This is a genomic window from Telmatobacter sp. DSM 110680 (assembly GCF_039994875.1).
In the GTDB taxonomy this organism is placed as follows: Bacteria; Acidobacteriota; Terriglobia; order Terriglobales; family Acidobacteriaceae; genus Telmatobacter.
The window spans coordinates 2,076,346-2,091,085 of sequence record NZ_CP121196.1 but is presented as its reverse complement, the minus strand read 5'-3'; the positions used below and the strand labels follow the sequence as shown (position 1 = coordinate 2,091,085).

The 14,740-nt window shown below is 56.8% G+C and carries 14 protein-coding genes; 8 read left to right on the top strand and 6 right to left on the bottom strand.

What is annotated here, in order from left to right:
- The first annotated feature begins 65 nt into the window (after nucleotides 1-65).
- Nucleotides 66-1,559 carry a carbohydrate porin gene (locus P8935_RS08700; protein WP_348264599.1) on the top strand — a complete coding sequence of 498 codons (1,494 nt, stop codon included), beginning with the start codon at nucleotides 66-68 and terminating at the stop codon, nucleotides 1,557-1,559.
- A gap of 1 nt (nucleotide 1,560) precedes the next feature.
- Here P8935_RS08700 and P8935_RS08695 read toward each other — a convergent pair whose 3' ends face one another.
- Together P8935_RS08695 and P8935_RS08690 are read right to left on the bottom strand one after the other, a co-directional pair.
- On the bottom strand, nucleotides 1,561-2,409 hold the full coding sequence (locus P8935_RS08695; RefSeq protein WP_348264598.1) for a DUF1003 domain-containing protein: 849 nt from the start codon (nucleotides 2,407-2,409) through the stop codon (nucleotides 1,561-1,563).
- Complete coding sequence (locus tag P8935_RS08690; RefSeq protein WP_348264597.1) at nucleotides 2,385-3,278, bottom strand: transporter; 894 nt, start codon at nucleotides 3,276-3,278, stop codon at nucleotides 2,385-2,387. The genes P8935_RS08695 and P8935_RS08690 overlap by 25 nt, the downstream gene beginning before the upstream one ends.
- A gap of 163 nt (nucleotides 3,279-3,441) precedes the next feature.
- Here P8935_RS08690 and P8935_RS08685 point away from each other — a divergent pair, with 163 nt between their 5' ends.
- The gene (locus P8935_RS08685) at nucleotides 3,442-4,332 is read left to right on the top strand and encodes an ROK family protein (protein ID WP_348264596.1); all 891 of its coding nucleotides are present in this window, start codon (nucleotides 3,442-3,444) and stop codon (nucleotides 4,330-4,332) included.
- 68 nt (nucleotides 4,333-4,400) lie between these two features.
- On the opposite strand, the gene P8935_RS08680 is transcribed toward P8935_RS08685, so the two are convergent.
- On the bottom strand, nucleotides 4,401-6,452 hold the full coding sequence (locus P8935_RS08680; protein WP_348264595.1) for a hypothetical protein: 2,052 nt from the start codon (nucleotides 6,450-6,452) through the stop codon (nucleotides 4,401-4,403).
- A 203-nt stretch (nucleotides 6,453-6,655) separates the two neighbouring features.
- On the opposite strand from P8935_RS08680, the gene P8935_RS08675 reads away from it, so the two are divergent.
- Nucleotides 6,656-7,279 carry a hypothetical protein gene (locus P8935_RS08675; protein WP_348264594.1) on the top strand — a complete coding sequence of 208 codons (624 nt, stop codon included), beginning with the start codon at nucleotides 6,656-6,658 and terminating at the stop codon, nucleotides 7,277-7,279.
- A 141-nt stretch (nucleotides 7,280-7,420) separates the two neighbouring features.
- Here P8935_RS08675 and P8935_RS08670 read toward each other — a convergent pair whose 3' ends face one another.
- Nucleotides 7,421-7,831, bottom strand: coding sequence for a septum formation initiator family protein (locus P8935_RS08670; protein WP_348264593.1), 411 nt, complete (start codon nucleotides 7,829-7,831; stop codon nucleotides 7,421-7,423).
- 14 nt (nucleotides 7,832-7,845) lie between these two features.
- Nucleotides 7,846-9,249, bottom strand: coding sequence for a phosphoglucomutase/phosphomannomutase family protein (locus tag P8935_RS08665; protein ID WP_348264592.1), 1,404 nt, complete (start codon nucleotides 9,247-9,249; stop codon nucleotides 7,846-7,848).
- A gap of 226 nt (nucleotides 9,250-9,475) precedes the next feature.
- On the opposite strand from P8935_RS08665, the gene cutA reads away from it, so the two are divergent.
- From cutA to P8935_RS08645, 4 genes are all read left to right on the top strand, one after another.
- Complete coding sequence (gene cutA, locus P8935_RS08660) at nucleotides 9,476-9,814, top strand: divalent-cation tolerance protein CutA (RefSeq protein WP_348264591.1); 339 nt, start codon at nucleotides 9,476-9,478, stop codon at nucleotides 9,812-9,814.
- A 273-nt stretch (nucleotides 9,815-10,087) separates the two neighbouring features.
- Nucleotides 10,088-10,696 (top strand): biotin transporter BioY, encoded by a 609-nt coding sequence (locus P8935_RS08655; RefSeq protein WP_348264590.1) that lies wholly within the window; start codon nucleotides 10,088-10,090, stop codon nucleotides 10,694-10,696.
- 54 nt (nucleotides 10,697-10,750) lie between these two features.
- Nucleotides 10,751-11,623, top strand: a complete 873-nt coding sequence (locus P8935_RS08650) for an MqnA/MqnD/SBP family protein (protein WP_348264588.1) — start codon at nucleotides 10,751-10,753, stop codon at nucleotides 11,621-11,623.
- 98 nt (nucleotides 11,624-11,721) lie between these two features.
- Nucleotides 11,722-12,252 carry a diguanylate cyclase gene (locus P8935_RS08645; RefSeq protein WP_348264587.1) on the top strand — a complete coding sequence of 177 codons (531 nt, stop codon included), beginning with the start codon at nucleotides 11,722-11,724 and terminating at the stop codon, nucleotides 12,250-12,252.
- Nucleotides 12,253-12,278: 26 nt separating this feature from the next.
- On the opposite strand, the gene hemW is transcribed toward P8935_RS08645, so the two are convergent.
- Entirely contained in the window at nucleotides 12,279-13,523 is a 1,245-nt protein-coding gene (gene hemW, locus P8935_RS08640; RefSeq protein WP_348264586.1) for a radical SAM family heme chaperone HemW, read from the bottom strand.
- A 76-nt stretch (nucleotides 13,524-13,599) separates the two neighbouring features.
- Here hemW and P8935_RS08635 point away from each other — a divergent pair, with 76 nt between their 5' ends.
- Nucleotides 13,600-14,721, top strand: a complete 1,122-nt coding sequence (locus tag P8935_RS08635) for a metallophosphoesterase (protein WP_348264585.1) — start codon at nucleotides 13,600-13,602, stop codon at nucleotides 14,719-14,721.
- Nucleotides 14,722-14,740: the final 19 nt, after the last annotated feature.

Sequence of the window (14,740 nt, the reverse complement as noted above, 5' to 3'; positions counted from 1 at the left end):
ATCTGAACCCCCTTGAAAGGTTCGAAATGTTTTCCTCTAATCGTCGCCAAATTTATAAAGGCCTTTTGACTCTTCTCTTTTTTACGTTTGCGGGTGCAATTGCACCTGCTCAGTCCGTCGAATCCCGCATTGATCTCCCCTCAGCGCCGGAACCAATCAGCCAAAATCTGTCGTCGTTTATGCCATCGAACACTGCGTTCTCGCAAAACGCTCCTAAGCCTGCGGACAAACCTGCCGATGAAAACACGCCAACAGATCCGCCGGGAGCTCCTGCGTTAACCATGTTTCCTCATCCAGAAGACGCGAGGTATTGGCTTTCGGGTCAGGCGAACATCATCTTTCAGGGACGACTTCCCTTTCACTCGCTTTATCAGGGCACGAACAGCTTTCGTAATTCAGCGGAGTACAAGACCTCGATGGTAGGCACCGCATACGCCGCACTACGGCGAAATCAGTCAGTCCGCTATAACACTGATTTCATCTTCGATGTGGAGTCAGCTGCTGGACGCGGGCTGAGCGAAGCGCTGGGACTGGCAGGATTCACGAACCTTGATGTGGTGCGAAATCCGAACCTCGGGTCTACACCTTACATCGCGCGTTATGAGATTCACCAGGTGATTGGGCTGACGGACAAAACCATTGCACAGGAAGCGAATTTCTTTGCGGTTGCCTCAACTGTTCCCGCCAGACGGGTCGAACTTCGTGTCGGAAAAATGACGCTGCCGGACTTCTTCGATGTGAACTCCGTAGGTTCAGACAGCCACTTGCAGTTCATGAACTGGACCGCGGACAACAACGGCGCGTGGGATTACGCGGCCGATACACGCGGCTACACCGTGGGCGGCATGGCTGAGTACGACGATCGATCCTGGAGCATTCGCTACGGTCTATTTGCCATGCCGGTCGTCGCCAACGGCATCGACATGGACTGGGCGTTCAGCCGCGCCCACGGGCACAATGGAGAATTCGAGTTGCGCCACAGTTGGGTGCTGCAACGTAAAGGTATGAGCCGCCTCTTGTTCTACGCCAACCGCGCGCATATGGGCTCCTACAGGGAAGCGGTCAATGCCTTTTTGGCCGGAACTGATCAAACTCCCAACATCATCGCGCACGAGCATCTTGGCGCACTCAAGTACGGCTTCGGCTACAACACGGAGCAGGAGTTGACTGCAAATCTACGTGTCTTCGGCCGCTTCGGATGGAACGAGGGCCAGCATGAATCCTTTGCATACACCGAGGTTGATCAGACGGTTGAAATCGGAGCAGACTACACCGGCAATCGCTGGCATCGTTCGCAGGACAAATTGGCAATTGTCTTGGTCTCGAATGCGATCAAGCGCGATCACCAGAACTATCTGCGTTTGGGCGGCCTGGGCTTCCTACTCGGGGATGGCAACCTTAACTACGGCCGCGAGAACATCGTGGAAAGCTACTACTCTTGGCACGCTTGGAAAGGGATGTTCTACTCCGCGGACGTGCAACACATCGACAATCCGGGATACAACCGCGATCGCGGACCAGCTTGGGTTGGCTCGGTTCGCACGCACGTCGATTTTTGAGCTACCCCTTCTCCGCAACGGGAATGCCCTTTCCACGCAGAAGATCGGAGAGATCCTCGATACGCTCATCCAGCTGATTCAGCTTCCTCGCCATTCCCTGTATTTCGGATTCCGCGCGGCGATTAACATCAAAATCGAGTTCGCCGCGCAATCTGTCTTTGGTGTCTTGGCGATTTTGGCTCATCATGATCACGGGTGCCTGGATGGCAGCAAGCATCGACAGGAACAGGTTCAGCAAGATGAACGGGTAAGGGTCCCACGCCTTTTTGTCTAGGATCTCATTGGCCAGCGTGTAAACGATCAAAACAACCGCGAACGTGATGATGAATGTCCAAGAGCCACCGAAGCTCGCAACCGCATCAGCGATGCGTTCTCCCGTGGTCATCTCTTTTTCGATAATCTCGTTGGGATTGCGGGTCGCCCGCAGCCTCACGAGTTGATGAGCGGCGTGGAACTGGTGGCCCAGCGTCGTTAGCAGGTCCATCCCCGCCATTGGCTTTTTCAGGAGAAGTGCCTCGATGTCGTCGCGCGAGACCTCGAGACACTCTGAATCTTCGAGCGCCATCGCGTTTGTCTGATGCGGCGTCTGCTCCAGCATCGATGCAAACCCAAAGAAATCGCCCTTGGTCGGTTCATCCACGGTAACTTCTTGGGCATCCTCATCAACGGTCGTGACCCTCACGCTACCCGAAACGATGACGTAGGCCATGCCGGGATCACCTGCTTTGTAGATTCGCTGTCGTGCCGCAAACGCTTTGGCTTCGACGTGGCTGGCCAGGACCGCGGTTTCATCATCGTCCAGAAGTGAAAACAGCGGAACGTTCTTTAATAGTTCGGGCTTACAGGACATGGTGATCTCCGTTGTGTTGGTAGAGATGAAAGCGAATCAAGAGCAGTCTGTTTGCCTGCGGGAGCATGGCGACGGGGAAAGTCGACCTCGAAGCCAACTTGTCCGCCGATCCTGGGACTGGCGATGTGGCTGCCCCCGAGCAGGCCGAAAGTAACGGCGACGCGATTGTTGAGAGAGTACTGGCCGCCGGCGAGCGCCTGCAACTGGTCTTTTCCTAGTCCGCTGTCGAGAGCGAGGGCGCCGTAGAGTTCAGCGCCAAGCGTAATGCGCGGGTTAAAGTCGTGGAGTAACGACACCCCACCGGTGACAACCTGACCGCGAGTGGTTTGTATACCAAGAACTCCAGTGCTGGTGTTTCCGGCGAAGAGATACCCGAAGTTGGCGTTGAGCCTGGTCTTGTCGGAGAAAGGTTCCTGGGCGATGACGTTGAGCCAGTAGTCAGTCAATCCTGATCCGAGAGACTGTGCGGCATCGCCGGTTGGGAATTCAATGTAGAGACTGGCGGAGAGGGCCGGACGGCTGCGTGGCCGGGGAGCCTTGAGAAAGTTCCATTTCACGCCCATATCGGCATCGCCTAAGCCCGCCGAGGTCTGCGATCCAGGAGCGCGATAAATGGAGAGATAAGGAACGTCGAAATCGAGTTCCACACCATGGGGCAGACCGTAGTTGAATTTGAAATTGGCCGTGTTCTGGCGGACATCGGGGAACTGCGCAGACTGAAGCCCGTCGAATTCGTTGAAGGACTCGAAGTGCAAGGTGCCTTGATCAGTGACATCGGCATTGTCGGTGTAAAAGGGCATCTGCCCCAGCAACGGCTGAGTCGAGTAGAGACAAATCATCCAGATCAGAACCCGGGCGCGTCGGTGCATGTCGATGAACTTCCACTATACCGTCGAGGAATTCGAGCCGAACATCAACGATCCGTAAAAACATATAGACGTGCACTTCCCTGCAAACCTGACGTCAGCTCGTTCAAATCAGACCGGCGCCTCTCCCGCTTACAATATTGGAGATTCCGAAGCGAGGTGGGCAGTGAGCGCCGTAGAAGAGCCGTGTGTGTTGGTCTATGACGTTGGAGGCAGCCATATCTCCGCAGCCGTCTGCTACAAGCAGGGTTTTCGTCTTGGCACCGTAGTGCGGGCAAACCTGCCCGAAGAGCAGACAAGCGCGGCTTTCGTTGAGGTGCTTTATTCACTCGGGAAGCAGGCTTCCGAAGGCGTTGACGGAGTCGAAGGTGCAGAATTGGCGATGCCGGGCCCATTTGATTACGTGCAAGGCATCAGTTGGATGAAGCACAAAATGCCCTACCTGTATGGCGTGAATCTGAGTGAGGCAATGGCGACTCGTTTCGGATGGAAAACAACTCAGGTGCGGTTCCTGAATGATGCTGCAGCTTATCTGCTAGGCGAAGTCGGTGCGGGAGCGGCCCGGGGTGTGAAACGTGTAGTTGTGTTCACGCTGGGAACCGGAGTCGGTTCAGGCTTTGCCGTAGATGGCAAGGTAGTCACCGAAGGCAAAGGTGTTCCGCCGGGAGGGGAGATATGGAATGTCCCCTACGAAGGCGGCATCGTTGAGGACAAGATTTCGACGCGAGCGCTGCAGAGCGCATATAAAGAGCGGAAGGGGCAGGAGCGCGAAGTAGCGTCCATCGCCCACTACGCAACCGGCGGTGAGCCAGTTTCGATTGCGGTCTTCGAAGACTTCGGCAAGAATCTCGGCGTCGCACTGAAGCGGCTCCTATCCGACTTTGCACCGGACGTGGTCGTGCTGGGCGGCGGTATATCGCGGTCTGCGCACTTATTCCTGCCGGCGATGAAGACTGAACTCGAGGGCGCCAAGTTCGAAGTCCGCATCGCCGAACTCGGCGACAATGCCCCCCTGGCCGGTGCCGGCGTGGCGTGGTTTGCTCGGAATGATGCTTAGTAGCGAACTCGCTAGCCACTCGCAAGATATCCACCTCTGCCGACCGCCGTTCCGGCTGACCTAGACGGTCATTTTCCGGCAAGGTCAATCAGCACCACATGCGAGTAGTCCTGTACTCGTTCGAAAACGACCTCGTGGCCGTCGGGGGACACGTCGAAGTCTTGAATGTTGAAATCAGTGGGGAGGTTGGTCAATTGCCGCTCGGTTCCAGTTTCCAGATGGATGGCCCACAAGTTCTTGTGTTGAATATCGCCTCTTAACAGCGCGAGTTCTCGTCCTCCCGGCAGGAAGGCGAGCCGCCGAGCCCCCCGCGTCAGGGTCAGCGATGGCAGGCGACGAGATTCCCCCTCCGCCGTGACTGCCTGCAGCGGAAATGTCGTGCCGATGTCGGGCCCTGAGTAGACCGCGAAAGACCCGTCTGGCGCCCACGTCGGATCGACCGAATACTCCCGGACAATAAGAGTGGGAGGACGACCATCGACTGGTATGCGAAACAGATGCGGAACTCCGTGATCAATTGCCGCCGAAGTAATCGACTTGCCGTCGGGCGACCATGCTGGAGATCCTCGAAGGTCGAGCGAGTCGACGACAATCCGTGCGTTCGTGCCATCGGCCTGCATCGAGTACAAGAGAGACTTTCCGTGCTGTCGAACGGAAAACGTGATGAATCGCCCATCAGCAGAAATCGCAGGGCCCCCAAGGACTCTCGCCCCCTCAGCACTCCACAACTCCGTGCTCGTTCCGTCAGCCAGTTTCCAGATGCTCTCTTTCGTGCCCGTCCCAGAAACGTATAGAAGGAAATCAAGACCGAATCGTGGATAGAAACCAGTGCCGGTCGTCAACAAAATCGGAGTTGCTGCTGAAACCTCGGCGTTAGAGCCTGAAAGCCGCAAACGCCAGAGCGTTCTTTTCGGGCTCGCAACCGTCGCGACCAGACGACGACCATCCGCGCTGACTGCCAGTGATGTGAAGCGTTCGGGGCCAGCGGCCAACCGGTGGGGAATGCGGCGCTCGACGTCAATGCTATAGGGCCACGGCCCCGAACCGTCGGGATCGCATGCCAGGTACATGAGCGTCCGATGATCCAGCAGGACTGGATGACTGACGAGCGTATTCTGCGATGTGATTCGTTCCGGATTACCGCCAACTGACGGAATGCGCCAGATATCGAGTTTGTCTGGAAGTGTGCCTTGGACGAAATAGATAAACTTGCCTTCTGGGTCCCACAACGGAAAATGGCTGTGGAGCCCGTCAGGCGCGGAAAAAATGGGCCGATCCGCCGGCAGTCGACTGCCGTTCGATACAAATAACGGATCACCTGGACCGGGCGTGTGATAGGCGAGTCGAGATCCATCGCGTGACCAATCAAATTCGGCGACGCCTTCCAGGTAGGGCCGTGGTTCCCCACCCAGCATTGGCACAGCCCAGACGCCGATGTCCTCTGTTCCCGAACCGTCCCGCTTGCGCATCCAGTACGTAACCAGAGATCCGTCAGGTGAGAACCCCAGATCGCGCACCGACGGATTGACGACTTGCGAGGCGCTGCCGTGGGTGAGGTTGTGAAACTGACCCGAGCCGACTTGCGTAACCCAGACGTCGGTCGGCCCGTCCTGGTTTGAGAGAAATGCCACAAAGCGCCCGTCGCGTGACACGGTCGCGGCCTGCTCCAAACCATCGAAGTCCGTCACCGCCTGATACCGGGCGTCAGTGAGAGGGCTTCGCCAGAAGCGCTCCGTCCTCTGAAACCAGAGTGCGCAAATGGCCAGTGCGACGGCTGCCAATGCCGCCATCGACAGGATGAGTTTCCATCGGAGGGCAGTTACTTGTTTCTCCAAAGATGGCGCGGATTCGGCTGGGATCGATGATGAAAGACTGTTTTCGTTCTCTTGCGCTACTCGAAGATTTCTTCCGCTGGCCCATGCGGCCAACTCCTCACGATAGGCATAGACGGATCCCGTCTTCTCATGGAGGTGCCGGTGAACGGGCATCCCCTCCCGCTTCTCCCACCGCTGCACGGTCGTCACGTCGCGCTTGAGGTAGGCCGCTATCTCCTTCCAGGAATCCAGGCGGTCCTCGGGTGGGCTTGCCGATGGCATTGCGCCGGAGAACGGTTCACCCATCTTGCGCTCCTATCGAGTAAGAGGTTTCCGCGTGCTTCGAGCTTCGAGAACCAAAATTGTAGCGTGAAGGACACAGCAAAGCACTGCATTCAGCTGCAAACAGAAGAAATGGTGCGGATTCCTCACTATGCTGCTTGAGACCTCCGTCGAAATGTCTCATCGTGACCGGGCATCGTAGATGAATTTCAGCCTTGGAGGTCTCCATGGAACGCAAATCCCCTGCTTCTGTGATACGCGCACTATCCCTGCTTCTCTTGGCAGCAACCACCTGCGCTTTGGCGCAGGAGCACAAACCCGTGCACCTCACGGGCCTGATCAACGACTATGTTCCCTTGCTGACTACCGTGAAAGGCAGTCCATATGAAATGCATGGTCAATGGTCTATGGATCTCGACCCGGAAATGGGCACTGCGGAATTCTCAGCCGATATGACCATGTCCAGTTTTGGGAAAACTGCGACCGGCGCAGTCGATCCGACACAGCCTCTTCAGGGCCCTCACACGCACCACATTAAGGTAACGAATGCCAGGATCACGTGGAACATGGACGGCTGTCCCGCATACGCCACGCCCACTCAAATGGGCTTTCAAATCAGCAAAACGGTCAGCCTGTTGACGGGGAACGGAAGCAATGGGGGCTTCGAGACAAATCCGCCATCTTCGACGCTGCAGGTCTGCATCACCGGCGGCCTCGATGTTCCTTTCTCGGTAACGAACTCGAACATCACGATGGTGTTCACAGGGCCTGCAACTGGACATTTCGGGACCCAGGCCATCCACGGCGTCGTGCGTGGAACATCTACGGATTCGATAAGGAATGATCGATAATTCGATGAATGCCGTCTGAAGCGAGCCGTCGGTCCGTTTCAGACTAGCCATCCAGAAGGGCGGGCGAAGCATTGCACCAGAGGATCGCTATCATTCAGCGACCCTCTGGTGCAACAAATTGCCGAAGGTGTTGTTTGCCTGTTATCGGCTCGTGGATCCGGGTTGGACCACGGACTGGCTTTGAGGCTCAGCGGGCAGCGTGTAGATTACCTCGCCGGGCTTGGCGTAGTGAAGTTTCTCGCGGGCTTCATGCTCGATTGCCTCGGGATTGTTCTTGAGTCGGTCTACGTGCGTGCGCAGGTGCGCATTCTCACGCTGTAGATCGTCGATTTCTTGCTTGAGCTGCTTTTCTTGACTGCGCTGCTGATACCAGGTCGACAAGCCGTGTCGACCGTTTATTACGCTCCATGCAAACAGCAGGGCGAGAACGACGGACAGTGCCGTTCCTGCGGGCCGCCAACCCTCCTGCAACCACTCAAGAACGCGCTGACGAAACGGAAGCGGCTCTTTGGCCGCTTCCTTGTTTTCACTGAACAGATTGGGCTGCTGCATTCGGCCTCTACGGATTAACCCTGCACAAATTTTTCGGCCGCCGAGCGCAACGCGACCATATCCTTCTCGTCCCGCGCCTCGGTGTAAGCCCTGACCACAGGTTCGGTTCCCGACAAGCGGAAACAAACCCACGATCCGTCGTCCAGGACCAGTTTGAGACCGTCGGTGCGCACAACTTGGGTAACCTTGCGGCCGCCAAGCTCAGCGGGATCCTTCTTCAATTCTTCAGTGAACGCGGCTTTCCGTTCCGGGGTCAAGTGGAAGTTCTCGCGAACGGGATAGAAGGAACCAACCTTGGCAAACAGTTCTTTGAGTTGCTTGCCGAGGCTCTTGCCGCGGGCAGCAACCATTTCCGTGACCAGCAGCCCTGCGATAATTCCATCCTTTTCCGGAACGTGACCGCGAATCGTGAGCCCTGCCGACTCTTCGCCACCGATGGCGATCTTGTCGGCGATGATGAGTTCGCCAATGTACTTGAAGCCGACCGGCGTCTCGAAAAGCGGCACCTTGTGGTAGTCCGCAAGTGCATTGATCAGGTTGGTGGTAGCGACGCTCTTGGCTACGCCATTCTTCCAACCGCGCGTTTCGACGAGATAATCGAAGAGAAGCGCAATGATGTAGTTGGGCTGGATAAACGTGCCATCTTCGTCGACGATGCCGAAACGGTCCGCGTCGCCATCCGTCGCGATACAGATCTTGGCGCCGAATTCCTTCATCTTCTTCTTGGCGTCTCCCAGCAGGTGATCGTCGGGCTCTGGGGCATGTCCGCCAAAGAGCACATCGCGATAGTCATGTACCGTTGCGACCTCGACTCCAGCCTCGCGAAGAATATGGCAGCTATAGCCGCGTCCCGCTCCCCAAAACGGATCAAAAACGACCTTGATATGCGACTTGGCGATGGTCTTGAGATCGACAAGTTCTCCCAGGCGGTGCAGGAAGCCGGGCTTGACGTCGGCCGTTTCAAATCCTCCCTCCGGAGGATCAGCGTGGGGGATCTTGCCCTCAGTGTTAGCGTTGATCGCCGATTCGATCTGCTTGGTCACCTCGGGCAGCGCCGGCGCACCGTCATGAGTCGAGAACTTAATGCCGTTGTACTCCGGCGGATTGTGAGATGCGGTGAAGTTGATCGCGCCCGATGTCTTCAGTGCGCGCACAGAATAGGCAATCGCGGGCGTAGGCGCAGCATCCGGAATGACGATGGGGGTGATTCCCGCGCCGGCGAGGATCTTGGCGGCCTCGGCTACAAAGCTTTCTCCGAGAAAGCGCGGATCGCGACCGACCAGCACCCGGTGTGGTTCAGGCTGCGTTTTGACGTATGCGGCAATGCCTGCAATCGCGAGGCGAATGTTGGCCAGCGTAAATTCGTCGGCAACGATGGCCCTCCAGCCGGAGGTTCCAAATTTGATGACTGAACTCATCGATCGATCTCCTGTGCGGCAGGGTCTCCGCAGAATGTATGAACTAGGATGCGCGAGCCGCAAGGAACATACTGCAACACCGGAGCCAAGTCGGCAAGTTGGAGAATAAAGTGCCGCGCTGGATACCGGATGAGGGTTCAGCAAATGGGTCACTTGGATTCGGGAAATGAAAATTGTGATCGGAACTGCGGGGTTCGCTTCGTACACTGGACGCGTGGAGAAAGAAATGCCCGAATCGAATCCGCAGGCACGCATCGTCCTGACCACCGAAAGCACCCTCGATGAAGCCAACAAACTTGGCCGCACGTTGGTAGAGGAGCGCTTGGTGGCATGTGCCACCCTGCTGCCGGTGGTGCAATCCATCTATCACTGGAAAGATCAGCTCCAGTCCGCACCCGAAACCATGATCCTGCTAAAAACCAGTTCGGAGAAACTGGAAGCGCTGGAAGCGCGCCTGCGGGAGTTGCACAGTTACCGGTTGCCGGAATTCCTGGTTATTCCGGTCGAACACGGCAGCGGACCCTACCTGGAATGGTTGTTTGCCTCACTTGCTCCGTCGAAATAGCAGAGTCGGATGAGTTTTTTCGCGCACTGCGTCGGGAACCCGCGCGGCCCGGAGTTTTTCGTCCATCTGCTATCCTGAGCTTCGGCTGTGATCCGTTGGTTAATCATCGCTCTGTTGGTTTCGATGGTCGGGCTGCTGCTCGCGGCCGCAGGGGTGGCGCGTCACATTCTCCGGCAACGCAGAAAACTCAAGCATCTCGCGTCTAAAGGAGATGCAACTGTAGTAGATGCGCCCGAAAATGCCGACATGGAATCCGAAAATTAAGGAATAGACGTGGAAAACAGACTTTCGAATCCGCTCACTTCAGAGATCGCGAATTCTGCTGTCTCGCAAGGTCTACGCACAGGTGCGGTCATTCTGGGTGGTAGCGCACTTGTAGCGGTGTCCTCGCACATCGCCCTCCCGCTCGGATTTACCCCCGTTCCTCTTACACTGCAGCCATTTGCCGTGCTGCTGCTGGGTTTGCTGCTGACGCCGCGATTGGCCGCCGCAACTCTTGGCGCTTACCTTTTCGAAGGCGCATTGGGTCTGCCGGTGTTTGCCCCCGGGTTAGTCTTCGGTGCGGGCATTGCGCATTTGCTGGGACCGACGGGCGGCTACCTCATGGCGTATCCGGCGGCCGCAACCCTGATCGCCTCCCTTTGGCGACGTAGTGGACGTGGGTTTTCAGCCGCACTCGCCAGCGCTGCGGTGGGCAACGTGTTGATTCTGCTCTCCGGCTTCGCATGGCTAATGGTGTGGACCCACGGAGCCGGATCACTCACTTCGGTCAAGACAGCTTTTGTCATGACTGTGCTTCCCTTCCTGCCGGGTGACGCGCTTAAAGTGGTAGCCGCTGCGGCTGTCGCTAAGGGATTCGAACGGGTTCGCCGCCACAGCTAGCCGGTACTCGTTCACCAACCCGCATCGCAGTTTTATTGAAAGGATCTTGTCCCCGTGAGCACCAGGCACTCTGAATCAACCGTTTTGAATCCGACCCGGGAAATCTCCATCGCGCATAGCCCCGACTCGGATGATGCATTCATGTTTTACGGCCTCGCGACCAACAAGATTCGCGTGCCCGGATACAAGTTCTCGCATACTCTGTGCGATATCGAAACTCTGAATAAGCGTGCCCAGAATGAGGCGTTCTACGACGTTTCGGCGATCAGCTTCCATGCCTATCCTTACGTTCAGGAAAATTACACTTTGATGGGTTGCGGTGGAAGCGTCGGAGAGGGCTATGGCCCCATGGTCATTTCGCTGAAGCCAATGTCGCAGGACCATCTAAAGCGAGTGAGGGTGGCTGTTCCCGGTACCATGACCACTGCTTATCTGGCCTTGAAGATCTTCAATCCTGAAATCGAAACCGAGGTCGTCCCGTTCGACCAGATCATCCCGGAAGTACTCGCCGGCAAATACGAGGCGGGGCTGATCATTCACGAAGGGCAACTGACCTACGGCCGCAGCGGCTTGCACAAAATCATCGACCTCGGCGTTTGGTGGCGAGACCAGACCAAGCTCGTGCTGCCCCTGGGCGGCAATGCGATTCGCCGCTCTCTGGGCCCTGAAGCCCACGCCATCATCTCCAAGGCTCTGCGCGACAGCATTCAGCACGCCCTGGACCACCGCGAACAGGCGCTTGAATACGCCATGCAATTTGCGCGCGATCTCGACACCAGCCTCGCCAGCCGCTTTGTCAGCATGTACGTGAACGAGCGCACGCTCGACTATGGCCCGGACGGTCGTGAAGCTATTCGCAAACTGCTGGACATGGGCCATGAGCGCGGAATCATTCCAATCGCGCCCAAAGTGGACTTCATCGACTAGCTTGTTTGCGGCGTTCAATCATTGACTCCCGCAAATAAACCTTTTGCGATTCTCAAGGATCACTAATCCCAGCCGATGCATTGGGTGTGGGGGTGGACTTGATCCTCGACCGTGAAGAAATTGTGTCCGCGCTCTTTCGCGAGACCGATCGCGCACAACGCATGAAAATGCCGCTTGCGCTGATCAAGGTTAAGATCGTTACTTCTGGGCGGAGCAGAACTGCGCCGGAAGCGACGACATTTGACGCCGCGCTACGAGAGATCGTTGAGCGAATCACGCCTCACCTGCGCTGCTACGACGCTGTGGGCCAGATGGCAGACCGGGAGTTCCTCTTCGTCTTGCCCGGTTGCAGCCTCTCAAATGCCAGGACGCTGGCTGAGCGATTGCGAAATGAGATATTCGATGCCTTGGCGCCCGATTTCGCCGCCGTGATGCAATTCCAAGCCTGCTTCGGTATCGCGTCCAGCGGTGGAAGAACTCCATTTGTGGTGCTGCGCGAAGTGGATAAAGCCTTGCTAAGCGCGAGGGCCGAGAATGCAGATTCGATTCAATGCGTTGCGATGGAAGAAGACACAGACCCCGCCGCATTTTTCCTGCCTGTACTACAAGACGAAGCGCTCCACTGGTAACGCCTCAAACCATTTCAAACCGCACTTTACGACTGCGTAGCCAGACGCGGGTGCAACGGTGCGATCTCAAGAAATTCCTGAAAGACATCGTTCGAAAGCATGCGGCCCTGGCCAGTGAGTCGCGCGGTTTCGCCATCGAATGTGAGCAAACCGCGGTCCGAGAGATGTTTGACGACCTCCACCGCAGGCGCAACCATTTGGCTCCCAAACTCGCGACCGAGAGCAGAAACAGAAACGCCGCTATTCATACGCAGCCCGAGAAACCATGCTTCCTCATGCTGCCTGTCCACTGACAGCCACGCTGTTTGCGGCCGTTGCGGCCCTTCTAGATAAGCCTTAAGGTCATCCGTCGTTGTGAAGCGCAGAACGTAACCCAGTTGCGGATCCTCCCCGGCGTCTCTCGATCCGCGGAGCATCGAAGATGCATCCAGTCCAATGCCGAGATAGGGCCGACGCTGCCAGTAGCGCAGATTGTGTCGCGACTCGAATCCCGGCCGCGCGAAGTTTGAAATTTCGTATTGAAGCAAACCCGCAACAACAAGCCTCTCGATTACATGTTCGTACATCCGCGCGATCGTGTCGTCGCCGGGAACGAGCCCTGCGTGATAGCGAGCGCCGCCCGAGAGCAGTTCTCTGCCGAGCCTCGAATCTTCGTCCACCTCAAGCATGTAGATGCTTGCGTGCGAAGCCCCGCTCTCCACCAGCACCGAAACAGATTTCTCCCAGGAGGCGAAGGTCTGATCGGCAAGTCCCGCAATCAGGTCCACATTCAGATTCGAGATTCCCGCGGCCCTCAGACGCTTCAAATCCTCAAGCACAATCGCCCGGCTATGAAGTCGGCCGCTCTGTTGCGCCTCGCGATCGATGAATGACTGAACACCAAGACTGACGCGATTCACTCCTACCTGGACAAGTGCCGCAAGCGTAGTGTCTGCAATCTGGCCCGGCGCACACTCCACCGTGATCTCTACATCCGGATCGATCAGAAATTCCGCGCGAATGGCACCAAACAGCTGCGCGATCAGGTTCGGCTCAAGCAAACTGGGTGTTCCCCCACCCAAATAGATCGTGTCCACGCTGGTAGGCAACTCGGCGCGAAGGTTTTCGCTCCATTTTCGCGCGCCACGCATCTCATTGATCAGGCGCTCAACGTAACGTGCGTGTTCGCTCGCCGGATAGACTCCTGAAGCAAAATTGCAGTAGGTGCACTTCGAGCGGCAGAACGGAATCGATACATAGAGCCCGAGTTGTTCGCCAGCCGTTGCTGCCATACTTTTAATTCTTTCATGTTTGTGAAAATCGGCAGGCTGAGGTGGCGGTAACTGTGCATATGAATGAGAGGTTTTTTTGAAGGCCAGGCCATTGATCGCTATCGTGATTGTTCAATCATTTCTTTGCCTTGCCCATTGGTTCATGTACCGCACCTGGGTTGATTTCTGGCAGCCGATGACCCCATCCGCCGCGCGCATTCTGCAGGTTGCCTTTGGGGTGCTCTCTTTCATCTTTGTGTCTGCGTCCCTGTTGAGCTTTCGTTTTTTCAATCCGGCGGTCCGGTTGTTCTACCGCGTAGCGGCGCTCTGGGTCGGGGTGGCCAATTTTCTATTCGTTGGCGCGTGGATCGCGTGGCTGGCTGATCTGGTTCTTCGCTTTACAGTCTCAACGACGACCAGGATTTCAGACCGCCCATATATCGCCGGATCTCTGCTCATCCTCGCAATCGCAACAGCCATCTACGGCCTCGTGAATGCTCGAGCGATTCGGGTTCGACGCGTCACGGTGGAGTTGCCGAACCTGCCCCAGAGTTGGCGCGGACGTCAGGCTCTGCTTGTTTCAGACGTACACCTCGGTCATGTAAACCAGGTCGGGTTCGCGCGCCGGATTGCAGCAATGGCCCGGGAGTTGAATCCTGCGACCATTTTTCTGGCTGGAGATGTCTTCGATGGCAGCAAGATCGACGCGCATCGTTGGGTCGCACCCTTGCTTGAGCTGAAACCAGCGTTGGGCGTCTTCTTCGCCGGCGGCAATCATGAGGAGTTCGGGGGAGCCGCCCACTTCGAAGATGCGCTGCGGGCAGGCGGAATTCGCGTGCTGCACAACGAGTGCGCGGATGTGGATGGATTGCGCGTAGCTGGCATTCCATATGGACATACAGTTCCAACGCAGATGCACAAATTCCTTGAGGGATTGAAACTGCAGGAAGGACAGGCGAGCATTCTGCTCAATCATGTTCCCAACCGGCTGCCGCTCGCCGAACATGCAGGAATCAGTCTGCAACTTTCTGGACACACGCATGGCGGCGGTCAAATGTTTCCGTTCAATTTCATCACCCGTCGCGCATTCGGAAAGTTCACCTATGGGCTGCAGCGATTCGGCAAGATGCAGGTATACACTTCCAGCGGTGCCGGAACCTGGGGGCCGCCGATGCGCGTCGGCACAACTCCCGAGATCGTCTTGCTCACTTTCGCCTAGAAGTGTTCTCATAGTCCTT

What these genes read in the sequence shown, in the direction of transcription:
- P8935_RS08675 (WP_348264594.1), top strand. Translation starts at nt 6,656, where the DNA reads ATGGAACGCAAATCCCCTGCTTCTGTGATACGCGCACTATCCCTGCTT.
- P8935_RS08670 (WP_348264593.1), bottom strand. Translation starts at nt 7,831, where the DNA reads ATGCAGCAGCCCAATCTGTTCAGTGAAAACAAGGAAGCGGCCAAAGAG.
- P8935_RS08680 (WP_348264595.1), bottom strand. Translation starts at nt 6,452, where the DNA reads ATGGGTGAACCGTTCTCCGGCGCAATGCCATCGGCAAGCCCACCCGAG.
- P8935_RS08695 (WP_348264598.1), bottom strand. Translation starts at nt 2,409, where the DNA reads ATGTCCTGTAAGCCCGAACTATTAAAGAACGTTCCGCTGTTTTCACTT.
- P8935_RS08665 (WP_348264592.1), bottom strand. Translation starts at nt 9,249, where the DNA reads ATGAGTTCAGTCATCAAATTTGGAACCTCCGGCTGGAGGGCCATCGTT.
- hemW (WP_348264586.1), bottom strand. Translation starts at nt 13,523, where the DNA reads ATGGCAGCAACGGCTGGCGAACAACTCGGGCTCTATGTATCGATTCCG.
- P8935_RS08690 (WP_348264597.1), bottom strand. Translation starts at nt 3,278, where the DNA reads ATGCACCGACGCGCCCGGGTTCTGATCTGGATGATTTGTCTCTACTCG.
- cutA (WP_348264591.1), top strand. Translation starts at nt 9,476, where the DNA reads ATGCCCGAATCGAATCCGCAGGCACGCATCGTCCTGACCACCGAAAGC.